The following is a 24,442-nucleotide window of genomic DNA, read 5'->3' as shown; positions in this document are numbered from 1 at the left end:
TTCAACAAAAATAAAGTTAGAGGAGAGAGATTGGTATTTATATAAATTATATATCAGTCTCGTAGCTCAGACGGTTAGAGCGCTACACTGATAATGTAGAGGTCCGCGGTTCAATTCCGCGCGAGACTATTTTAGTTTTTTAATTTTTAAGATTAAAGTTAAAGTAGTGAGGTAGGAGGGGGAATTAGCTCAGCTGGCTAGAGCGCCTGCTTTGCAAGCAGGAGGTCATCGGTTCGACTCCGATATTCTCCATTCATTATTTTCATTATTATTGATATTGAGTTCTTTGACATAACATACAAACAAAATTAAATATAGGTTCACTTTAAAGTAAGTGTTAAGAAAAAAAAAAGCTAAGTAAGGGCGTATGGTGGATGCCTTGGCTCTGAGAGGCGAAGAAGGACGTGATAAGCTGCGATAAGCTGCGGGAATTGGCACATACAAATTGATCCGCAGATATCCGAATGGGGAAACCTATCATATTTCTATATGATATTACTTAAACAGTAATGCAAACCTAGAGAACTGAAACATCTAAGTATCTAGAGGAAAAGAAAACAAAAGTGATTCCGTTAGTAGTGGCGAGCGAAATCGGAAGAGCCCAAACCATTGAAGTTTTATCTTCAGTGGGGTTGTAGGTCTATAACTAAGGTAGATGTTTTATATAGTAGAATGGTTTGGAAAAACCAATCATAGAAGGTGATAATCCTGTATACGAAATATAAAAAATCACCTATTAGTAACCTGATTAGGACGGGACACGGGAAATCTTGTCTGAATCTACCGGGACCATCCGGTAAGGCTAAATACTACTCAGAGACCGATAGCGAACTAGTACCGTGAGGGAAAGGTGAAAAGTACTTCGAATAGAAGGGTGAAATAGATCCTGAAACCATACGCTTACAATCTGTCGTAGCCTTTTAGTGAGGTAACGACGTGCCTTTTGCATAATGAACCTACGAGTTAATTTTTCCGGCAAGGTTAAGTAGTTGAGCTATGGAGCCGTAGCGAAAGCGAGTCTGAATAGGGCGTTTAGTCGGAAGAATTAGACGCGAAACCGAGTGATCTACCCATGAGCAGGTTGAAACTGTGGTAACACATAGTGGAGGACCGAACCGGTTGACGTTGAAAAGTCTTCGGATGACTTGTGGGTAGGGGTGAAAGGCCAATCAAACTCGGAGATAGCTCGTACTCCCCGAAATGCATTTAGGTGCAGCATCGTGTTAAAGTAATGCAGAGGTAGAGCTACTGATTGGATGAAGGGGTTTCATCACCTACTGATTCCTGACAAACTCCGAATGCTGTCATTATGTTTCACGGTAGTGAGGGCATGGGTGCTAAGGTCCATGTCCGAGAGGGGAACAACCCAGACCATCAGTTAAGGCCCCAAAGTATATGTTAAGTTGTAAAAACGAGGTTTAGTTACACAGACAGCTAGGATGTTAGCTTGGAAGCAGCTATTCATTTAAAGAGTGCGTAACAGCTCACTAGTCTAGTGATTGAGCATGGATAATAAACGGGCATAAATATATCGCCGAAACTATGGGATTGAAAAATCAATCGGTAGGGGAGCATTGCAAGAACGCAGAAGCTATGTTGTAAAATGTAGTGGAGTTCTTGCAAAAGAAAATGTAGGTATAAGTAACGATAATGCGGATGAGAAATCCGTACACCGAAAAACTAAGGTTTCCTCAGCTATGTTAATCAACTGGGGGTTAGTCGGATCCTAAGATGTAATCGAAAGGTGTAGTCGATGGAAAACCGGTTAATATTCCGGTACTTGCTTTTATTGCGAAGGGGGGACGGAGTTATGAAACTGTCGCGTACGGACGGAAGTGTACGTTAAAATAGTTAGGTATAAAATATATAGGTAAATCCGTATGTTTTGCTGATCTATGATAGTACCACAAGCCTTTTTTGGTGAGTGGATAGTACAGGTAAGAGCTCCCAAGAAAAGCCTCTAAGCTTCAGATAAAAGCGATCCGTACCAAAACCGACACAGGTAGTTGGGGAGAATATCCTAAGGTGCTCGAGTGATTCACGGCTAAGGAACTAGGCAAAATAAACCTGTAACTTAGGGAGAAAGGTAGCCTTCCTTAGATCTCTAAGGAAGGCCGCAGTGAAAAATATCCAGGCGACTGTTTATCAAAAACATAGGACTCTGCTAAATTGAAAAATGATGTATAGGGTCTGACACCTGCCCAGTACTGGAAGGTTAAAGAAAAAGGTTAGCTTCTTTAGCAAAGCTTTTGACTGAAGCCCCAGTAAACGGCGGCCGTAACTATAACGGTCCTAAGGTAGCGAAATTCCTTGTCGGGTAAGTTCCGACCTGCACGAATGGTGTAACGATCTGGAAACTGTCTCAGCCGTGAGCTCGGTGAAATTGTAATATCGGTGAAGATGCCGATTACTCGCAATGGGACGAAAAGACCCTGTGAACCTTTACTATAGCTTCGTATTGATTTTGATTAAAAAATGTGTAGGATAGGTGGGAGACTTTGAAGTACTGTCGCTAGATAATATGGAGTCAACCTTGAAATACCACCCTTTTTTTAGTTGAAATCTAACTCAGTATTAAAAAAACTATTGAGGACATTGCGTGGTGGGTAGTTTGACTGGGGTGGTCGCCTCCAAAAAGGTAACGGAGGCTTCCAAAGGTACCCTCAACACGTTTGGTAATCGTGTGTAGAGTATAATGGCATAAGGGTGCTTGACTGTGAGACTTACAAGTCGATCAGGTACGAAAGTAGGGCATAGTGATCCGGTGGTTCCGCATGGAAGGGCCATCGCTCAAAGGATAAAAGGTACTCCGGGGATAACAGGCTAGTCTCCCCCAAGAGCTCACATCGACGGGGAGGTTCGGCACCTCGATGTCGGCTCGTCACATCCTGGGGCTGAAGAAGGTCCCAAGGGTTGGGCTGTTCGCCCATTAAAGTGGCACGCGAGCTGGGTTCAGAACGTCGTGAGACAGTTCGGTCTCTATCTATTGCGAGCGTTAGAAGCTTGAGTGGACCTGATTCTAGTACGAGAGGACCGAATTGGACGAACCTCTGGTGTATCAGTTGTATCGCCAGGTGCATTGCTGAGTAGCTACGTTCGGAAGAGATAAGCACTGAAAGCATATAAGTGCGAAGCTCACCACAAGATTAGGCTTCTTTATAAGGGTCGTTGAAGATTACAACGTTGATAGGCTATCAGTGTAAAGACAGCAATGTCATAGCTAAGTAGTACTAATTACCCGTAAGCTTTTATTTTCTGTCTATATTTAAATTAATGTATGTTATGTTCTTTTTTTTTGTTTTGATTCAATCAATCAATTCAATTATTTATTTTTTTTTATGGGTGGTTATGGCAATGTGGACCCACCTCTTTCCATTCCGAACAGAGAAGTTAAACACATTAGCGCTGATGGTACTGGTTCTTCCGGAAGAGTAAGTCGCCGCCCTATTTTTTGGTTAGTTAGTTTTTATTTTTAAGAGTGAGAGAGTTAGTTATGTAATAATTATTTTTATTTATTACCTATTATTTATTATTATAGCAAGCATTCCGAATATAAATCTCTGTGTTTAGTGTCTGCACGAAGAATGCTTTCGCTTCTATAATAATAAAGACTTTTTAATCCCATTCTCCAAGCTTCTAGATGAACTTTATTTATGAATTTAGCGGGAGTATTTTGATGAAATGCTAGATTTATACTTTGTCCTTGATCAATGTATTTTTGCCGTATTCTAGCTTGTTTTATTAATTCTAGTTGATTTATTTCTTTAAAACATCTAAATACATTTTTTTCTTTTTCACTAAGAGCAGTTAATACTAATCCTAAACAAGATCCTTTTTCATTCGCAATTTGTTCCCAAACTTCTGGAATATTATATCCATTTTTTATAAGAATTTTTTCCAAATGAGGATTTTTTCGAATATGCATTCCTTTTGAATCATCATCTACATATATATTTGCTGCTAAAGGTTCCACTCCTTGTGAGAGCCCTCCTGCTAATTTTGCAGAACTTCTATTGGGGGCCATTGCCATTAAAGTTAAATTTCTCCTTCCGGTTCCAACATTCCATTCTGATTCTCCATATTCTTGAGCTAAATATTGAGTTGCTTTTTGTGATTCTACTTGAATATTTCTGAAAATATGATGAATTAATATTTCAGATTCTTTAGATATAAATGGAATCATTTTAGATTGTAAATAAGAATGCCATCCTAAAGCACCTAATCCTAGAGCACGGCTTTTTTCTGCAAAACGAATAGCATCTTCTATTCCTTGTATATTTCTTCCTTTGTCAATAAATTCTTGCAAAACAGCATCTAAAAATAAAATAGAATAAAACACAGTATTTGTATTTTTCCATTCTACATATTTGTACAAGTTTAATGAAGAAAGACAACATACGAGAGTATGGCTTTCATCTGTTGGCAACATGATTTCTGAACAAAGATTACTATGATGGATTTTTAATCCGTGTTTTTTCCAATATTCTGGAATATGCTGATTAGCATTATCTTTAAAAAAAAGATAAGGTTCTCCAGTTTTAACACGTTCTTTCAATGTGTTGATCCATAAATTTCTTTCTTTTCCGTTATTATTCAACGCTTTTTCCATAAAAGAATTAGAAATTATCACTCCTTGATGAACATTATGACATTGTCTATTGATATCTCCTTTAGGTTCTCTTATTTTTAAAAACTCTGGATATTCCTTATGTTCAATATTCAAATAAATAGCTACTGCCCCTCTTCTAGTTCTTCCTTGTTTACTAGCTACTATGGTACTATCATATGATTTAATAAAAGGAATAATTCCATCAGAAGTTCCCAATGTTCCATTTTTTATAGAACTTCCTACTGGTCTCACAAGACTAAAATCATAAGAAGTTCCTCCTCCATGCTTGCTTAAAATAGCCATCTCTAAATTCTTTCTATATATCTCATACATACTATCTCCAATCCTTCCTGAAAAACAACTAATAGGCAACCCTCTTTCAGTCCCTAGATTTACCATAACTGGAGTGGAAGGAATCAGCCATCCTTTCCATAGAATATTAAAAAATTTTTCTTCTATTTTCTGTTTTTTAAGAATTTTTGCAGCATTTTTAGACAATCTTTTATATGCTTCAAAAGGAGTTTCTCCATTCAACAAATATCCCCCTTTAATTGTAGTCAAATACAGTTCATTATTAGCCCATATTGGAAGATCTATTCCAACTTTCCATCCTTCTTTTTCTGCAATAGGGTGTGTTTCCATTTTTTTTACTACTGTAAAATTCAAATTCCTAAAAAATACTTTTACTCTTTTTCTTCTATTTTTTTCTCCTTTTCTATTTTTTCTTTTAACTTAGCCAATCCCGCAATGTCTCCCAAAGTAGATTTTTCTAGTTTCCTGCTTCTAACACGATGCTCTTTTTTTTGTTGTTTTCCATCTTTATAATCTTTATAAATTGAAGTATGAGAAACAACAATCTTCTTGGTTTCTTTATTAAATTCTATAATCTTAAAATTAACTTTTTCTCCTATTTTAAGGTATTTACCATCTTTTTTTTCCAAAAAACGTAATGGAGCAAATGCTTCGAATTCTTCGAATTTTTGTTCTTTATCTTCTTTTTCTTTATCAGTAGTAGTCACAGGAAATTTTACTGTAGCTCCTTTATCAAATAAGTTTATTATTATTCCATGATGAATACTTCCTACATGATAAATATTTTCATACTTATTCCATGGATTTTCCGTTAATTGTTTGTGTCCTAAATTGAGTCTTCTTGTTTGAATGTCTAAGGACATAACTATGATTTCCAATCTATCATTAATATTACAGAATTCAGAAGAATGTTTGATTTTTTTTAACCATGAAAGATCATTTGTATAAACAATTCCAGATATTCCTTTCTCTAATTCTAAAAGAACTCCAAAATTAGTAAATTTTCGTACTACCCCAAGATGTTTTGATCCTATAGGATACTTTTTTTGGATAGATATCCAAGGATCTGGAGTGAGTTGTTTGAGACTTAAAGACATTTTTCTTTCTTGACGGTCTATAGTGAGTATCATGGTTTCTAACTTATCTCCTATTTGCACAAAATCTTGGGGAGAAGATAAATCAGAAGACCAAGACATTTCACTTATATGTAATAAAGCTTCTACTCCTGGTATAATTTCTACAAAAGCTCCATAATCTGCCAAAACACTGACTTTTCCCTTGACTATACTTCCCACTTTTAAATTTTTGTCCAATGAATTCCAAGGGTGTGGTTGCAATTGTTTTAATCCTAGCTGAACACGATTTTTATCTTTATCCACACCTAAAACCACAAATTTTAATTCTTGCTCCAACTGAACAACTTCTGTGGGATGATTTATATGAGGCCAACTCATATCTGTGATATGTAATAATGCATCTACACCTCCTAAATCTACAAAAGCTCCATAAGGAAGAATATTTTTTATTTTTCCTTCTAAAACTTGTCCTTTGTCTAATTTAGAAATCATTTCTTTTCTTTGTTCTTCAATATCTCTTTCTATCAAAACTTTATGAGAAACAACAACATTTTTTGTTTTTCTATTAATTTTAACGACTTTGACTTCCATAGTTTTTCCAACATAAATATCATAATCTCGAACAGGTTTTACATTAATGTGTGAACCTGGAAGAAAACATTCAATATCAAAAATTTCTATGATAAGCCCCCCTTTTGTTCTAGCAGCAACATAACCTAAAATAACCTCCCCTTTCTCATATGCTTCATTAATGCGTTTCCAATTTCTTAATGTTTTTGCTTTCTGATATGATAGAATACATTGTCCTTTATAATCCATCTTGACCACCATGACTTCTATAGAACTTCCTACTTCAAAAAAATTAAAATCTTCTCTAAATTCATTTATAGGAATCGCCCCTTCTGCTTTAAATCCAATATCCACAATTACATTCTTATTCGTAATAAGCGTCACAATCCCTTTATAAATTTCCAATTCTTGGATATCTGGCAAAGTTTTCGTATATATTTCTTCAAATTCTTTTCTTTTTTTTTGTATCTCATTATTATTATGAGTTTCGTATTTCGTCCAATCGAAACTTTTTATTTTTTCCTTATCATTTTTTGATTTCTCTAAATTCACATCATAAAGATTTGAATCTAAACTTTTTACATCCTTTTTAATTTCTTCTGTTTGATTAGACATATATTTATAATTTTAAAAAATAAGATAAGAACATCCGCACTTAACTTTTTTATTATTTTCTATTCATATTCATTCATAAAGATAGTAGTAAGGAACAGAAAAAACTAGAACAGTCAGATATTCTTTCTTAGTATTCTTAGTATTAGTATTGGAATATTGTTCAAGAATAAAAAAACTAGAGAATACAAAACTAATAATTTTTCATAAAATTATAATTCAAAAAAACTATTTTTTTCTAACTCAGACTTTCAAATTTTATCCTACTAAACTAAAATATCATCATCATTCATACACAGACACAAATGATTTCCACTTACACTAAAAAAGTAATAAAGTAAGTAAGTGAGAGATGAGAGATAATAAATAATTAATGATAATACAAAATACAATCTGAATTGATTAAATTGTAATGTAAAAAAAAGAATGTACCTCATTGTTGATACAGAAACCACAGGGCTACCTATATCTTACAGTATTCCAATTACTAATACAGAAAATTGGCCTAGAATTGTTCAAATTGCATGGCAATGTCATGATCTTCTAGGGAATTTTATAGAATTTAAAAATTTTATTATCCAACCAGAACATTATGACATTCCTTTCAATTCTTTTAAAGTTCATGGAATTACTAATGAAAAAGCAGAAAAATGTGGAAAAAATTTAAATTATGTTCTCAAAGAATTTAAAAAATCTTTCGAAAAATCCAAATGTCTAATTGGACATAATTTAGATTTTGATGTTAAAGTTATTGCATGTGAGTTTTTTCGTAAAAAAAAAGAAATTTCTTTCAAAGAAAAAAAACTTATAGATACTAAAGAAATATCAATTTCTTATTGTAAACTACCTGGAATCAGCAAAAAAAGATTTAAATGGCCCACATTAAACGAATTATATTACAAATTATTCGGAATCTACTTTTCTAATTTGCATAATGCATCAAATGATGTAAAAGCAACAGCTCGTTGTTTTTTAGAACTTATCAGAATTGGAATTATATCGTCTCATGATTTAGGAATAGACAAAAATACTCTAATCCAATTCAGAGAGCAGTTTCAGAACCCTATTTCTTCCTCTATGGTTTTCTTTGAAAAACCTTCCCCTTCTTATAATTACAAAAATACTCTTTATACAGAAGAATCAGAAGATATTTCTTATAAAAATTTGGATAAAATAAAAAAAAAAAGATATTCTCATATTCATAATCACACTTCTTTTTCCATACTTTCCTCAACCATAGAGATTCAATCTTTGATTGAAAAATCAATCTATTTTGAGATGCCTGCTGTAGGAATAACAGATTATGGAAATCTGATGGGGGCTTTTCATTTTTTAAACGCCATTCATTCCGCAAATAAAAAATATTTTCCAAAATCCATTAAGGGAATTATTGGATGTGAAGTTTTTATATCAGAATTTTATTTACAAAATAAATTCACTAAAGAACAACCAGACAAACGATATAAACAAGTCCTTTTATCTAAGAACAAAGATGGATATCACAATTTATCAAAAATTTGTTCTCTTGGCTTTACAGAAGGATTTTATTCTGGAATTCCTAGAGTGGGAAAGAATTTAATTGAAAAATACAAGAAAAACTTAATAGCTCTTACTGGAGATCTAAATGCAGAAATTCCACAAACCATATTAAATCAAGGAAAAAGAAAAGCAGAAAAAGTTTTTCTTTGGTGGAAAGAACTTTTCAAAGAAGATTTCTATATAGAACTATTCCGTCATGGATTAGAAGAAGAAGATTATGTCAATAAGATTTTACTTCAGTTTTCAGAGAAATATCATGTAAAATATATTGTCCAAAACAATACTTTTTACTTAAATAAAAAAGAGGCTCATGCGCATGATATTTTACTTTGCGTAAAAAATGGAGAAAAACAATCAACTCCTATAGGGACTGGAAGAGGTTACAGATTTGGATTTCCAAATCAAGAATTTTATTTTAAAAGTCAAGAAGATATGAAAGAAATTTTTTCTGATCTTCCAGAAGCTTTTGATTTTTTAGACGAATTAATTAACAAAATTGAAACTTATCATCTTTCTCATAAAATATTGCTTCCCAAATTTCAAATTCCAGAATCTTTTCGAAAGACTCTGGATCAGAAAGTTGAAATAAAAAATAACAATATAGGAGAGAATTATTTTCTAAGAAATCTTACTTATGAAGGAGCTAAAAAACGTTACCCCCATTTGACAAAAGAAATTAAAGAAAGAATTCATTTTGAATTAAAAACAATTGAAAAAATTGGATATCCTGGTTATTTTCTGATTGTACACAATTTTATTTCTCAAGCTAGAAAAATGGATATTTCAATAGGTCCGGGAAGAGGTTCTGTTGCTGGATCTGTTGTAGCTTATTGTATAGGAATAACAGATATAGATCCCATCAAATATAACCTTCTTTTTGAACGATTTTTAAATCCAGATAGGATTTCTCTTCCAGATATTGATATTGATTTTGATGATCGTGGACGGGAAAAAATTATTAAATGGGTTGTAGATAAATATGGGAAACATCAAGTTGCGCAAATTATTACCTATTCCACTATGGGGGCGAAATCTGCCATTAGAGACACGGCACGTGTATTTAATCTATCCTTAAAAGAAACAGATCGTATCGCAAAAATGGTTCCTAGTTTACTTTCTTTGAAAGAAATTTTATCAAAAAATTCTAAAATAGAAGGAATCAACAAAGATGAAAGGAATAATGTTAAAAGACTTAGAAAAATTGCAGAGAAGAAAGAAACCTTGGAAGGGAGAATTCTAAAACAAGCAAAAATTTTAGAGGGATCTATAAGAAGTACTGGAATACATGCTTGTGGAATAATTATAAGCCCCTCTGATATTAAAGAATATGTTCCAGTTTCTGTTTCTAAAGAATCTGATTTATTAGTTACACAATTTGATAATAATGTAGTCGAACATGCGGGCCTGTTAAAAATGGATTTTCTAGGATTAAAAACCCTTACTATTATTAAAGATGCTTTAAATCTTATAAAGAAACGTGTGAATCTCACAGATTTTTCATTTCCTCTAGAAGATAAAAAAACTTATTCTCTTTTCCAGAAAGGAGAAACCATAGCCGTTTTTCAATACGAATCTCCAGGAATGCAGAAATATTTACGTCTTCTTAAACCTGATAAATTTGATGATTTAATTGCAATGATGGCATTGTATAGACCGGGCCCATTACAATATATTCCTAATTTCATATCTAGAAAACATGGAAAAGAAGCAATCACCTATGATTTACCAGAAATGGAAGAATTTTTAAAAGAAACTTATGGGATAACAATATATCAAGAACAGGTTATGTTGATATCGCAAAAAATAGCTGTATTTAGCAAAGGGGATGCAGATTTACTTAGAAAAGCTATGGGAAAAAAACAAAAAAATGTTCTAAATAAAATGAAGAATCAGTTCCTTTTTCAGGCAATGAAAAAAGGATATCCGAAAAATATTTTGGAAAAAATATGGCAAGATTGGGAATCTTTTTCTTTCTATGCATTTAATAAATCTCATGCTACATGTTATGCTTATATCGCATTTCAAACTGCTTACCTGAAAACACATTTTCCATATGAATATATGGCTTCTGTTCTAAGTAATAATATGCAAAATATTAAACAACTAACATATTTCATAAAAGAGTGTAAAAGAATGGGAATATCTATTATTGGACCAGATATAAATGAAAGCGATTCCTTTTTTCAAGTAACAAAAGATCATAATAATATCAGACATATTAGATTCGGAATGAGAGGAATAAAAGGAGTTGGAGAAAATGCTGTTAAAACAATTCTTAGTGAAAGAGAAACAAATGGACCATATACTTCTATATTTGATTTAGTAAAAAGAATCAATTTACGTATAGTGAATAAAAAAACTTTGGAAAGTTTAATTTTATCAGGATCATTAGATGGATTTCATGTTGAGAGAGAACAATATTTTCATTTAGATGATGAAAATCAGTTCAGAACTATAGAGAAAATTATTCGATTCGGATCAAAATATCAAAAAATAAAAAAAGAGAATAAAACTTCTCTTCTTAATCTTAAAAAAATTGAAATAGAAAAACCAATTTTCAGAGAAGGAAACACATGGAGTCAGATTCATAAATTATCCAAAGAAAAAGAAGTATTAGGGGTTTATGCCACTTCACATCCTCTGGATGCTTTTTATTATGAGAGAAAATATTTTACTAATCTTTCTTTAGATCAATTTAATAAAAATGAATCCAAACTCATAGGAAAAAATATACACATATGTGGAATTCTATCTAAAATAGAAAAAAAAACATATATAAAAAGTGGAATAAAATATGGAATCTTATTGTTAGAAGATTATCATTCTTCTAAAGAATTCCGTCTTTCTGGAAAAGAGTATTTAAAATATGAACACCTTTTATTTAACAATAGCTTGTTGTATTTATCTATCTATATAGAAAAATATAGAGTAGAAAAATATAAATCTAAAGAAAATAGAATTCATGTTTTGCACATAGAAAGTTTACAAGATGTACTCAAAAAACTGACTCATAAATTGATAGTAAAAATTAATATTAATGACCTTGATAGCATGATCATTCATGAAATAGAAAGGCTTTTTTCTCAACGAAAAGGGAACAAAATACTTCATATTCTACTTTATGATAGAGAGAATAAAATTTATTTAAATTTTGAATCTAAAAAGTATGGAGTTAATATAACTTCAAGTTTTTTAAAAGAATTAGAAAAAATAAAGGGATTGGATTTTTTTTTAATTAAAACTTGTAATAGACAATAAATACTAAAAAATACTTTGTTTTATTAAATTTGTACCTTGCGAATAGTAGTGATTAGTAGTAGTTAAAGTTAATCAGTAAAGAATAGAGAAGATTATTTTTTACTACTGAATTGAATAATTAGTACTAAAAACTACAACAAAAAACTCGTTTATTTTTTCTTAGTGTTTTTGGGTTTTTACAAAATGAAAATAAAAGTTAGAGTATCTCATGATGAGGATACAAAATATGCTTTCTTGATTTGCAAGAAAATAGAGGAATCAGCAAAAAGTAGAGGAACTGGAATTTCTAAAAAAGATCCGGAATATATTAAATCAATAATGATTAATGGAAATGCTGTGATTGCCTTTTGTAATGGAGAAATAGCAGGATTTAGTTATCTTGAAGTTTTTCAAAATGAAGAATTTGTTGTCAATTCCGGGTTGATTGTTTTTCCTGAGTTCAGAAAAAAAGGATTAGCAAGAATCATAAAAATTGAAATCTTTAAACTTTCCAGAAAAAAATTTCCAAATTCTAAAATTTTTAGTATTACAACAAGTAATTCCGTTATAAAAATGAATACAGAATTGGGTTTTAAGCCAGTTTCTTTTAGTGAACTACCTCAATCAGAAGAGTTTTGGAAAGGTTGTCAAAGTTGTTCAAACTTTGACATATTAAACAGAAATAAAAGAAAAATGTGTCTCTGTACAGGACTTTTATACAACATATGTGACAAGATAAATAAACCTAACAAGAATAAAAATAACGAAAAAAATTTAATTCATGGAGATAAAATAGTTTTAGCCTATAGTGGTGGATTAGATACTTCCTACTGTTTAAAATATCTGATCCAGGAAGAAGGATACGAAGTCCATACTGTGATTATAAATACAGGAGGATTTAAAGAAGAGGAATTAAAAGAAATTGAAGAAAGAGCTTTTAATATTGGAGCAAAATCACATAGAACTATTAACGCTATAGAAGAATATTATCAAAATTGTATAAAATATCTTATATTTGGAAACATTCTTAAAAACAATACATATCCACTTTCAGTTAGTTCTGAAAGAATTTTTCAGGCTATTCAAATTGCACAATATGCAACTTTTATTAATGCTAAAGCAATCGCTCATGGTAGTACTGGAGCAGGTAACGATCAAATTAGATTTGATATAGCTTTTCAAATCATTTGTCCTGAAAAAATTACTTTATCCCCTATAAGAGATCTGAAAATTTCTAGAAAAGAAGAAATTGAATATTTGCGAAACAGAGGTATCTCCATTTGCTGGGATAAAGCGAAATATTCCATTAACAAAGGAATTTGGGGGACTAGCATAGGGGGAAAGGAAACACTCACCTCTTATCACGATTTTCCGGAAGAATCCTATCCAACAAAGTTAAAAAAAAAAAAGAGTGAAACTCTAGAATTAGAATTTGAAAAAGGAGAATTAGTAAGTATTAACAGAGAAAAGGGAAAGGCGATAAAAAATATAATAAAACTTGAAAAAATTGCCTCAGAATTTGCAATAGGAAGAGGAATTCACATAGGAGATACTATTTTAGGAATTAAAGGAAGAGTTGCGTTTGAAGCTTCAGCTGCTATTATCATTATTAAAGCTCATCATTTGTTAGAAAAACATATTCTTACAAAATGGCAACTTTATTGGAAAGAACAGTTATCTAATTGGTATGGAATGTTACTTCATGAAGCTCAATATTTAGATCCTGTCATGCGTGATATAGAAATGTTTTTAAGTAGCTCCCAAAAAAGGCTAACTGGAACTGTCCATATAATTTTATATCCTTATAGATTTCATTTAGTTGGGATTCAATCTGAATTTGATTTAATGGAATCTAATATGGCTCAATATGGAGAAATGAATTATGCTTGGACTGCAGAAGATGTTAAAGGATTTACAAAAATATTGAGCAATCAAATGAAAATGTATCATAATTTAAATAAAAAAGAAGGTAAAAAAGAATGATTGAAATAGGGATTATAGGAGGAACTGGATATACTGCTGGAGAATTAATCAGATTGATAATTCATCATCCGAAAGCAAGAATTAATAGTGTGGTCAGCAAAAGTAATCCAGGAAAATGGATTCATTGTATTCATCAAGATCTACTAGGTGAAATAAATATGAAATTTACTAGATCTTTAAACAAAGAAATAGATATAGTGTTTCTTTGTTCAGGACATGGACAATCTAGAAAAGAATTAAAAAAAATATCTGATCATGTAAAAGTTATTGATCTTAGTCAAGATTTTAGAATTCTCAATCAATCTGTTTTTGAAGGGAGAAATTTTATATATGGATTACCAGAATTACAGAAAGATGTCATAAAAAAATCTTATAATATCGCCAATCCAGGATGTTTTGCGACAGCTGTTCTTTTATCCATTTTACCTTTAGCTCAAAACAATCTACTAAAAAAACAGATTCATATTAGTGCTATAACTGGATCTACAGGATCCGGAAAAAAAATAAGTGAAACGAATCAATTTAGTTGGAGAACTAACAACATTTCTACTTATAAAATTTTTCAACATCAACACATACAAGAAATCAAACAGGTTATTCATAAAGTACAAAATAACTTTTCTTCTGAGATTTATTTGATTCCTTATAGAGGAAATTTTTCAAGAGGAATTATAGCAACTTTATATACTTATTCTAGTTTTTCTTTGGAGAAGAATAGAGAAATTTATAAGGAATATTATAAGAGGCATCCATTTGTTGAAGTCTCTGATATTAACATAGATATAAAACAAGTAGTAAATACCAATAAATGTATTTTGTATCTTCTAAAAGAGAAGGATCAACTGATAGTTATAAGCATTATAGATAATCTTATAAAAGGGGCTTCCGGTCAAGCCGTACAGAATATGAACCTTTTATTTAATTTAGATGAAACTTGTGGGTTGAGATTAAAATCCGTTCGTTTTTAATCAAAAAAAAGTGAAAATGGAACTATTTGACGTATACCCTATTCTAAACATAGAATTAACCAAAAGTAAAGGAGTATATATTTTTGATAAACAAGGACATATGTATTTAGATTTTTATGGAGGGCATGCCGTAATTTCTATTGGTCATTCGCATCCATATTATGTAAAATCCTTAATAGAACAAATTCATAAAATTCCTTATTATTCGAATAGTGTTTTTATTTATAAAAAAAAAAAATTAGCTCATTTACTTGGGTGTGTTTCAGGATATGAAAATTATTCTTTATTTCTTTGTAATTCTGGAACTGAATCTAATGAAAACGCATTGAAAATAGCCTCTTTTCATACAGGTAAAAAAAAGGTTATTGCTTTTAAAGGTTCTTTTCATGGAAGGACAAGCGGAAGTGTCTCCGTAACGGATAACTACAAGTTAGTATCTCCTTTTGATGCTCAACATGAAACTATATTTTTAGATTATAAGGAGATTGGAATTTTAGAAAAAAAATTAAAACATGGAGACATTTGTGCTTTAATTACGGAAGGAATACAAGGTGTTTCGGGAATCAGAGATCCGGGGGCTGATTTTTTTTGTCAAGTTGGGGCACTCTGTAAAAAGTACAATACAGTTTTTATTGTAGATGAGATTCAAAGTGGTTATGGACGAACTGGATCCTTTTTTTCTCATCAATTATATCCTCTTATAAAACCAGATTTAATTACTATTGCTAAAGGAATGGGAAATGGATTTCCCATGGGGGGTGTTCTTATTCATCCTAAATTTAAACCATATCACGGAATGTTAGGAACTACATTTGGGGGGACCCATTTAGCTTGTACTGCTGGAATTGCTGTATTAGAAATTATTCTAAAAGAAAATTTAATTGAAAATGCAAGAAAAATGGGAAAAATTCTATTGCAAGGATTACGTATGATTCCTAAAATAAAAAAAATAAGAGGGAGAGGACTAATGTTAGGTTTAGAATTTGATTTTCCTATTCATGAATTGAAAAATGTTTTAATTTACAAAGAAAAAGTATTTGTTGGAATCTCTAATCATTCATGTGTTTTAAGATTACTTCCTCCATTGAGTATTAACGTAACCCACATCAAATTATTCCTTACAAAGCTGAGGAATGCTTTATCATATCTAGAAAAAAAAAAATGAAAAAGAATATAACAAAAAGAAGAACGGCAAAGTTGATTCTGGAAGATGGAACAAAGTATGAAGCTTATCATTTTGGAGCCCCCGTTTCTTCTTCTGGAGAAGTTGTATTTAATACAGCTATGACGGGGTACACGGAGAGTTTGACAGATCCTTCTTACAAAGGTCAAATTTTGACTTATACTTATCCCATTATAGGAAATTATGGAATTCCATTTTCTTTTAATAAGGAATCAATTCATGAATTTTATGAATCAGATAAAATTCAAGTATCTGGACTTATTATTTCCTATTATTCTAATCGTCCGTATCATTGGAATATGTTTTGTACACTATCGGATTGGTTGCTAGAAAATGGAGTTCCCGGATTGTATGGAGTAGATACAAGACTCATTGCACAAAAACTTAGAAAGAAAGGAGGGGCAATGTTAGGTAAAATTTTAATGGATAAAGAGAAAGAAGATATCCCTTTTTATGATCCGAATCAGGATAATCTTTCTGAAAAAGTTTCGATACATGAGAAAATCATATATGGAAATGGAAAATATAAAATATTACTTGTTGATTTTGGATTAAAAAATAATATTTTACGTTGTCTTTTGCGAAGGAATTGCTCTATAATAAGAGTTCCATGGGATTATGATTATACAAAAGAAAAAGAAGAATATAACGGAATCGTTCTTTCTAATGGCCCCGGAAATCCAAAAATTTATGAAAAACCTATATCTTATATTCGTATGGCACTGAGAAAAGAACATCCTATATTTGGAATCTGTTTAGGAAATCAACTTTTGGGGATTGCAGCAGGAGGAGATACCTATAAACTAACGTATGCACATAGAGGACATAATCAACCTGTTTTATCACTAGAAACAGGAAAAAGTTTTATAACGTCACAAAACCATGGATATGGTTTGGATACTAAAAATATTTCTGGAAAATGGAAAATATTCTTTAAAAATTTAAATGATAATACTTGCGAAGGGCTCATTCATGAGAAAAAACCTTTTTTTTCTGTACAGTTTCATCCAGAAGCATCCAGCGGACCTAAAGATACAGAATTTTTGTTCGATCTTTTTCTCTCTTTTATTAAGAAGAGATTATTCAAAAAAAATTAGAAAGAATCTTCCTTAGACTTAAATATGAAGAATAAAATAGAGACAGTCCTGATTTTGGGATCAGGAGCATTAAAAATAGGGGAAGCTGGGGAGTTCGATTATTCTGGTACACAGGCTTTAAAAGCTCTTAAAGAGGAGGGGATTTATACTATATTAATCAATCCAAATATTGCAACTGTTCAAACTTCTAAAGAAGTTGCTGATAAAGTTTATTTTCTTCCTCTTACATCTTTTTTTATAAAAAGTGTGATTGAGAAAGAAAAACCAAAAGGAATTTTACTGTCTTTTGGAGGGCAAACCGCATTGAATTGTGGAATTCAGCTTTTTAAAGATAAAATCATAGAAAAATATAAGATTCAAGTTTTAGGTACTCCTATTGAATCGATTATACATAGTGAAGACAGAAGTCTTTTTCAAAAAAGGTTATCTAGTCTTAATCTCAAAACAACAAAAAGTTTCGTAGTCAATTCTATTGATCATGCCGTTTCTTATTCTTTAAAAATTGGGTTTCCTATTATAATAAGATCTGCTTATACACTTGGTGGGTTAGGAAGTGGGGTTGCAACAAATATTCATGATTTAGAAAAAATAGTACGTAAAGCTTTTTCTTATTCCCCTCAAGTAGTTGTAGAAGAATATTTAGAAGGGTGGAAAGAGATCGAATATGAAATAGTTAGAGATAAATATGATAATTGTATTTCAGTATGCAATATGGAAAATTTCGATCCTATAGGAATTCATACTGGAGAAAGTATTGTAGTAGCTCCGTCACAAACTTTAACGAATTCTGAATATTATAATTTAAGAAAATTAGCTATTCATATAGCCAAAAATTTTGATATCGTTGGAGAATGTAATGTGCAATTTGCATTAGATCCTAAATCAGAAGATTATCGTGTTATTGAAGTCAACGCAAGACTTTCTCGTTCTAGTGCTCTTGCTTCTAAAGCAACGGGGTATCCCTTAGCATTTGTTTCAGCAAAATTATCCATAGGATATGGATTGCATGAATTAAAAAATTCTGTAACTAAAACGACTTCTGCTTTTTTTGAACCTGCACTAGATTATATTGTATGTAAAATTCCAAGATGGGATCTAAAAAAATTTTATGGAGTATCCAATAAAATTGGGAGCAGTATGAAAAGTGTAGGAGAAGTTATGGCTATTGGAGGTTCATTTGAAGAAGCTTTCCAAAAAGGAATTCGCATGTTAGACATTGGAATGCAAGGATTCATAAATGATCATACAACAAAAAAAAGATTAGGAAAGACAACACATTTCATTCAAGTAGCTTTGAAAATCCCTACTGACCAAAGAGTTGTATTTCTAGAAGAAGCTTTGGAAAAAGGAATTTCCATAAAAAAAATTCATGATCTTACAAAAATTGATCCATGGTTTTTATATCAACTTGATAATATTTTTCAAACTAAAAAAAAGATTTCTTCTTATGATCATTGGAGATATATTCCTGATGAATTATTTCGTAAAGCTAAAAAAGAAGGTTTTTCAGATATGCAAATAGCTAGTATTTTTAAGGATAAAAATAAGGATGCTAATATTTTTGATATAGAGAAAAAAATAAGAAAATATAGAAAGGAAAAAAATATAGTTCCATATGTTAGACTAATTGATACTTTAGCCTCTGAATATCCTGCACATACAAATTATTTATATTTAACTTACCATGCCACTCAACATGATGTGATTTATGAAAAAGATGAAAAATCAGTAATTACTTTAGGATCTGGAGTGTATAGAATAGGAAGCAGTGTCGAATTTGATTGGTGTTGTGTGAATGCGTTGAATGCTATTAAAAAAGAATCTTATAGATCAATAATGATTAATTATAATCCAGAAACAGTAAGTACTGATTTCGATGTCTGTGATCGTTTATATTTTGAAGAATTAACTTTAGAACGTGTATTAGATATTATAGAGTTAGAAAATCCAAAAGGAACAATTGTATCTATGGGGGGTCAAATCCCTAATAATTTAGTTCTAAAACTTTATGAAAATCAAGTGGCTATTTTAGGAACATCTCCTCTTTCTATAGAGAAAGTAGAGAATAGATATAAGTTTTCTAATGCAATGGATGATTTAGGAATAGAGCAACCTAAATGGAAAGAATTATCAAATTTAGATACTATTTTTAAATTTGTAGAGGAAGTAGGATATCCTATTTTAATTAGACCTTCTTATGTTCTTTCAGGATCAGATATGAATGTGATTTCTAACCATGAAGAACTTCAGAATTACATAAATAAAAAAGAATCTGTATCTCCTGAGCATCCTCTTATTTTTACAGAATTTATTAGTAATGCAAAAGAAATTGAATTAGATGCTGTTTCTCAAAATGGAGAAATATTATATTATTCTATATCGGAACATGTAGAATTTGCGGGAGTCCATTCAGGAGATGCAACATTAGTCTATCCTCCACATAATCTATATTTATCTACATTAAAGGAAATAATCCGTATATCCAAAAAAATAGCAAAATATTTTAATATATCTGGACCTTTTAATATTCAATTTTTATCAAAAAAAAATGAAATAAAAGTAATTGAATGCAATTTGAGAGCTTCTCGTAGTTTTCCTTTTGTATCTAAGGTCTCTCATTTCAACATGATAGAACTAGCAACTCAAGTTCTACTTGGAAAAAAGAAAAATAAAATAGAACCTAATTTTTTTACTACGAATTTCTTAGGAATAAAAGCTTCTCAATTTTCTTTTTCCCGTTTACAAAATGCGGATCCCATTTTAGGAGTAGATATGACTTCCACTGGAGAAGTAGGATGTTTAGGACGCTCTTTTGATGAAGCGCTTTTAAAAGCTATGCTTTCTGTTGGATATACAATACCAAAAAAAAATATTCTTATATCAGGAGGTCCAATAGAATCGAAATTAGATTTGTTAGAAATGGTGAAACTTTTACATAAGAAAGGATATATATTATTTTCTACAGAAGGAACAAATAGTTTTTTGTTAGATAATGGAATACCTTCATTTTTAGCACATTGGAAAAATGTAAAAAAAAATACAAATGTGATTGACTTGATCAAAAGTAGAAAATTGGATCTGATTATTAATATTCCAAAAAATTTAAGTAAATCAGAGTTGGATAATGATTACACTATAAGACGTTCTGCAGTAGATTTTAACATTCCTCTTCTAACTAATGCGCGGTTGGCAAAAGCTTTTATACAAGCCTTTTGTAAGCTATCAATGGATCAATTATTTATAACTGCTTGGAACGAATATATATAATAGAATGATGAAAAATTTTTTTAGTGTAGAAGATGTAGATAACGTGTCTGATCTCATTAAAGAAGCAATCCATTTGAAGAAAAATCCATTCCTATTTCAAGATATTGGAAAAAATAAAACAATTGGATTGGTTTTTTTCAATACTAGTTTACGGACAAGAATTAGTTGTCAAAAAGCAGCTTTTAACTTAGGATGTCATACTTGGGTTTTAGACATTCATAAGGATTCATGGAAGATTGAAATGAGTGATGGAGTTGTAATGGAAAAGACTCAAGAACATTTTAAAGAGGCAATTTCTGTAATGAGTCTATATTGTGATATTCTTGCAATTAGAACTTTTCCTAATCTTTTAGACAGAAATTATGATTACAAAGAGGTCCTTTTTAAAAAAATCTTAACTTATTCTCAAGTTCCGGTAGTCAATATGGAAAGTGCGACTTTGCATCCTTTGCAGTCTTTAGCGGATGTTATGACTATTGCAGAATTAAGACCTTATTCAACAAAACAAAAATGTAAAGTAGTGTTAAGTTGGGCTCCACATATAAAACCATTGCCACATTCTGTGGCAAATTCTTTTTCTCAGTGGGTTTCTCAAATAGAGGAAATAGATTTTACCATTACTTGTCCAAAAAAATATGATTTATATGAAAAGTTTTCTAAAGGAGTTAATATTACATATCATCAAAATGAAGCATTTTTAAATGCAGATTTCATCTATGCTAAAAATTGGAGTAGTTATATAGATTATGGAAAAGTCCTTTGCCGTGATTCTGATTGGATGATTACGGAAAAAAAAATGAGATTAACGAATCAAGCTAAATTTATGCACTGTTTACCAATCAGGAGAAATATAGTAGTGGAAGATGCAGTTTTAGATAGTCAATATTCCATTGTTTTGAGACAAGCAGAAAATAGAATTTATGCTGCGCAAATAATTTTTTTGAAAATATTACAATCTTTATCATGAACATGAAAATTCATGTAGTAAAAATTGGAGGAAATTTAATTAATGATCAAGAATTACTTAGTTCTTCTTTGAAAGCATTTTGCCAACTAAAAGGAAATAAAATTTTGATTCATGGAGGAGGAAAAAAAGCTAATCTTATTTCTGATCAAATGGGAATTTCTACAAAATTAATACAAGGAAGAAGAGTTACGGACAAAAATATTCTTGATGTAGTAGTTATGACTTATGCAGGTCTAATAAATAAAAAAATAGTAGCAAAATTACAGTCTTATGATTGTAATGCCCTGGGATTGTGTGGAGCTGATGGAAATTGTGTTAAGTCGTATTTTCGTAAAAAAACAAAAACAAATATTATTGATTATGGATATGTAGGAGATCTCAACAGAAAAAGTAGTGTTAATACGTCTTTAATAAAATGGATTCTTAAAAAGAATATAGTTCCTGTATTATGTCCTATAACTCATGATGGTAAAGGATATCTTCTCAATACAAATGCAGATACCATAGCGGCGTACATAGCCATATCTTTGACCAATTTTGTAGGAGTAAAAGTAGAGTTACATTTTTGTTTTGAAAAAAAAGGAGTATTGCGAAATATACATGATTCTGAATCTTATCTACAAAAAATAGACTTTCGTTTATTTCAAAAAATAAAAAAAAATAATTCTATTAAAAATGGGATGATCCCAAAATTAGAAAATGCTTTTTTTGCATTAAAAAATGGAGTTTCTAAGGTCAGTATAGGTCTTCCTTATTATTTAAACGACGTTAATAATAAGACTATTTTATGTCTCTAATGAATTTGAAAGTTTTGAAGGAAGAAGCAATACAGCTTCTCATACGATTAATCAATACTCCATCTTTTTCTAGAAAAGAAAAAAAGGTCTCTCTTTTAATAGAATCCTATCTCTCTAGATATGGATTTCATATAAAAAGGAAATATAATAATATATGGACAGAAAATACGAATTTTTCTAAAAAAGAAAATCCACGTACTATTTTATTAAATTCTCATCATGATACAGTAAAACCTGGTAAAAATTGGAAAACGAATCCTTTTACTGCAAAAAAAAAAGAAGATCAATTGATAATAGGATTAGGTAGCAATGATGCAGGAGCTTCCGTAGTTTCATTAATTTCTACTTTTATATACTTAAGCAGCTTTTCTTTATTACCTTATAGATTAGTACTTGCGATTACTGCAGAAGAAGAAATTTCGGGGGCACTAGGCGTAAGATCTATTTTACCTGAATTAGGATCTATAGATTTAGGAATAGTAGGAGAACCAACAAATATGAAAGTTGCTATAGCTGAAAAAGGATTAATGGTATTAGATTGCGTTGCTGAAGGAAAAACAGGACATTCTGCAAGAAGAGATACAGCAGGAATTAATGCTATCTATATTGCTACAAAAGACATAGAATTTTTAAGAAAATTTCAGTTTGATAGAAAATCTAAATTCCTAGGATTTCCAACATTAACTGTCACTCAAATAAAAGGTGGGATTCAGCATAATGTTATTCCTGATTCTTGTTCTTTCGTGATAGATCTGAGAACCAATGAATTATATAAAAATGAGGAATTGATTGAAATATTACAAAAAAAAATTCGTTCCAGAGTAAAACCACGTTCTTATCATTCCAATTCGTCTTTTATCAATCCAATGCATCCAATTGTATTGAAAGCGAAATTCATAGGAATAAAAACTTATGGATCTCCTACTCTTTCTGATCAAAGTCTTATGCCATTTCCTACCATAAAAATGGGTGTGGGGGACAGTGTCCGTTCTCATACTCCTAATGAATACATTCTGATTTCAGAAATTCTAGATGGAATAGATATTTACATTCGTTTGTTAAAAGATTTTCACTTTTGAATTTAAAACAAAAAAGGTAAATTTGTTTTAAATGGAAAAAATATGATACAAGAAATCAACGATGAAAATTTTGAAAAGATTGTTTCTGAATCATCTGATAAACCAATTTTGGTAGATTTTTGGGCTCCATGGTGCGCTCCCTGTAGAACTTTATCGGTTCTCTTAGAAGAGATATTTACTGAATATCATGCGAAAGCATTAGTGGTCAAGTTAAATGTAGATAATAACCCAAAAATTTCTTCTAAATATGGAATACGTAGTATTCCTACCATGTTTTTTTTTAAAAACGGAGAAAAAAAAGACATGCATATTGGAATCGCTTCCAAAGAGGAAATCAGAAAAAAATTAGATGCCTTAATTTAAATAGTTAAAAAACTTATGGTCTGGTAGTTCAGCTGGTTAGAATACATGCCTGTCACGCATGGGGTCGCGGGTTCAAATCCCGTCCAGACCGCTATTTTTTTTAAACTCATTCCCATCCATACATCTATCTCTATTTAGAATAATTATATCTAGATCTAGTTTTATATTCAATTAAATCTTCTATGGAAATAATTTTCATATGAAATTTTTTAGCAATTTGAATTAGTTGGGGGAGACGTGCCATAGATCCATTTTTATTTAGAATTTCCACCAATACCCCACCAGGTCTGGCACATCCAGCCATTCTAGTTATATCAATCGCAGCTTCTGTATGTCCAGGTCTTTCTAAGACTCCTCCTTTTTTTGCACGAAGAGGAAAAATGTGACCTGGTTTATTGAAAGATTCTGGTGTTTTTTCTTTGACTAGGGCAAGAATAGTCTTTGCTCTATCTGAAACGGATATTCCAGTTCTAACGCCATTTCCACGTACATCTACGGAGACTGTAAAAGCAGTTTTTCTAGGGTCTGTATTATTTTTTACCATCATCTGAAGTTCTAATAGATCACATCTTTCCTCTGTTAAGGAAACACAAACTAATCCTCTTCCATGAGTGATTAAAAAATTTACAATTTTAGGTGTTATTTTTTCTGCAGCGACAATAAAATCTCCTTCATTTTCACGATTTTTGTCATCAACCACAATAATAAGTTTTCCATCTTGTATGTCTTGCAAAGCTTCTTCAATACAATTTAGATCCCCAAGATTAGAATAAACCCCCATTT

At 31.0% G+C, this 24,442-nt stretch carries 13 protein-coding genes, 3 tRNA genes and 2 rRNA genes; 15 read left to right on the top strand and 3 right to left on the bottom strand.

The genetic code is table 11. The features are described from left to right. The first annotated feature begins 55 nt into the window (after nucleotides 1–55). From H0H71_RS01650 to rrf, 4 genes are all read left to right on the top strand, one after another. A tRNA-Ile gene (locus tag H0H71_RS01650) sits at nucleotides 56–129 on the top strand. Nucleotides 130–178: 49 nt separating this feature from the next. After that, nucleotides 179–252, top strand: a tRNA-Ala gene (locus tag H0H71_RS01645). Between the two features lie 94 nt (nucleotides 253–346). After that, nucleotides 347–3,254 (top strand): 23S ribosomal RNA (locus H0H71_RS01640). A gap of 84 nt (nucleotides 3,255–3,338) precedes the next feature. Next, a 5S ribosomal RNA gene (gene rrf, locus H0H71_RS01635) occupies nucleotides 3,339–3,448 on the top strand. Nucleotides 3,449–3,532: 84 nt separating this feature from the next. On the opposite strand, the gene H0H71_RS01630 is transcribed toward rrf, so the two are convergent. Together H0H71_RS01630 and rpsA are read right to left on the bottom strand one after the other, a co-directional pair. Next, entirely contained in the window at nucleotides 3,533–5,251 is a 1,719-nt protein-coding gene (locus tag H0H71_RS01630; protein WP_185855826.1) for a ribonucleoside-diphosphate reductase subunit alpha, read from the bottom strand. Between the two features lie 41 nt (nucleotides 5,252–5,292). Then, complete coding sequence (gene rpsA, locus H0H71_RS01625) at nucleotides 5,293–7,182, bottom strand: 30S ribosomal protein S1 (protein ID WP_185855825.1); 1,890 nt, start codon at nucleotides 7,180–7,182, stop codon at nucleotides 5,293–5,295. A 423-nt stretch (nucleotides 7,183–7,605) separates the two neighbouring features. Here rpsA and dnaE point away from each other — a divergent pair, with 423 nt between their 5' ends. The 11 genes from dnaE (at nucleotide 7,606) to H0H71_RS01570 (ending at nucleotide 23,750) form a co-directional block, all read left to right on the top strand. Then, entirely contained in the window at nucleotides 7,606–11,976 is a 4,371-nt protein-coding gene (gene dnaE, locus H0H71_RS01620; RefSeq protein WP_185855824.1) for a DNA polymerase III subunit alpha, read from the top strand. A gap of 183 nt (nucleotides 11,977–12,159) precedes the next feature. Continuing rightward, nucleotides 12,160–13,938 carry an argininosuccinate synthase domain-containing protein gene (locus H0H71_RS01615; protein WP_185855823.1) on the top strand — a complete coding sequence of 593 codons (1,779 nt, stop codon included), beginning with the start codon at nucleotides 12,160–12,162 and terminating at the stop codon, nucleotides 13,936–13,938. Next, nucleotides 13,935–14,906, top strand: coding sequence for an N-acetyl-gamma-glutamyl-phosphate reductase (argC, locus tag H0H71_RS01610; protein WP_185855822.1), 972 nt, complete (start codon nucleotides 13,935–13,937; stop codon nucleotides 14,904–14,906). Before H0H71_RS01615 ends, argC begins: the two co-directional genes overlap by 4 nt. Nucleotides 14,907–14,922: 16 nt before the next feature. Next, nucleotides 14,923–16,071 carry an aspartate aminotransferase family protein gene (locus H0H71_RS01605; protein ID WP_185855821.1) on the top strand — a complete coding sequence of 383 codons (1,149 nt, stop codon included), beginning with the start codon at nucleotides 14,923–14,925 and terminating at the stop codon, nucleotides 16,069–16,071. Further along, nucleotides 16,068–17,186: a glutamine-hydrolyzing carbamoyl-phosphate synthase small subunit gene (gene carA, locus H0H71_RS01600; protein WP_185855820.1), complete on the top strand. Its 1,119-nt coding sequence runs from the start codon at nucleotides 16,068–16,070 to the stop codon at nucleotides 17,184–17,186. The genes H0H71_RS01605 and carA overlap by 4 nt, the downstream gene beginning before the upstream one ends. A gap of 24 nt (nucleotides 17,187–17,210) precedes the next feature. Beyond that, nucleotides 17,211–20,453 carry a carbamoyl-phosphate synthase (glutamine-hydrolyzing) large subunit gene (gene carB, locus H0H71_RS01595; protein ID WP_185855819.1) on the top strand — a complete coding sequence of 1,081 codons (3,243 nt, stop codon included), beginning with the start codon at nucleotides 17,211–17,213 and terminating at the stop codon, nucleotides 20,451–20,453. Between the two features lie 7 nt (nucleotides 20,454–20,460). Then, a complete protein-coding gene (locus H0H71_RS01590) occupies nucleotides 20,461–21,420 on the top strand; it encodes an N-acetylornithine carbamoyltransferase (protein ID WP_185856481.1) in 960 nt (319 codons plus the stop codon). Between the two features lie 2 nt (nucleotides 21,421–21,422). Beyond that, nucleotides 21,423–22,217: an acetylglutamate kinase gene (argB, locus tag H0H71_RS01585; protein ID WP_185856480.1), complete on the top strand. Its 795-nt coding sequence runs from the start codon at nucleotides 21,423–21,425 to the stop codon at nucleotides 22,215–22,217. Further along, entirely contained in the window at nucleotides 22,208–23,296 is a 1,089-nt protein-coding gene (locus tag H0H71_RS01580; RefSeq protein WP_185855818.1) for a M20 family metallo-hydrolase, read from the top strand. The genes argB and H0H71_RS01580 overlap by 10 nt, the downstream gene beginning before the upstream one ends. Nucleotides 23,297–23,338: 42 nt before the next feature. Continuing rightward, on the top strand, nucleotides 23,339–23,659 hold the full coding sequence (trxA, locus tag H0H71_RS01575; RefSeq protein WP_185855817.1) for a thioredoxin: 321 nt from the start codon (nucleotides 23,339–23,341) through the stop codon (nucleotides 23,657–23,659). 17 nt (nucleotides 23,660–23,676) lie between these two features. Beyond that, nucleotides 23,677–23,750: transfer RNA gene (locus H0H71_RS01570), tRNA-Asp, on the top strand. 39 nt (nucleotides 23,751–23,789) lie between these two features. Here H0H71_RS01570 and ribB read toward each other — a convergent pair. After that, complete coding sequence (gene ribB, locus H0H71_RS01565) at nucleotides 23,790–24,440, bottom strand: 3,4-dihydroxy-2-butanone-4-phosphate synthase (RefSeq protein ID WP_185855816.1); 651 nt, start codon at nucleotides 24,438–24,440, stop codon at nucleotides 23,790–23,792. Nucleotides 24,441–24,442 lie beyond the last annotated feature (2 nt).

It is taken from the genome of Blattabacterium cuenoti, assembly GCF_014251375.1.
Taxonomy (GTDB): domain Bacteria; phylum Bacteroidota; class Bacteroidia; order Flavobacteriales; family Blattabacteriaceae; genus Blattabacterium; species Blattabacterium cuenoti_K.
The sequence above is the reverse complement of the archived record's forward strand: the minus strand, read 5'-3'. Positions and strand labels throughout refer to the sequence as shown.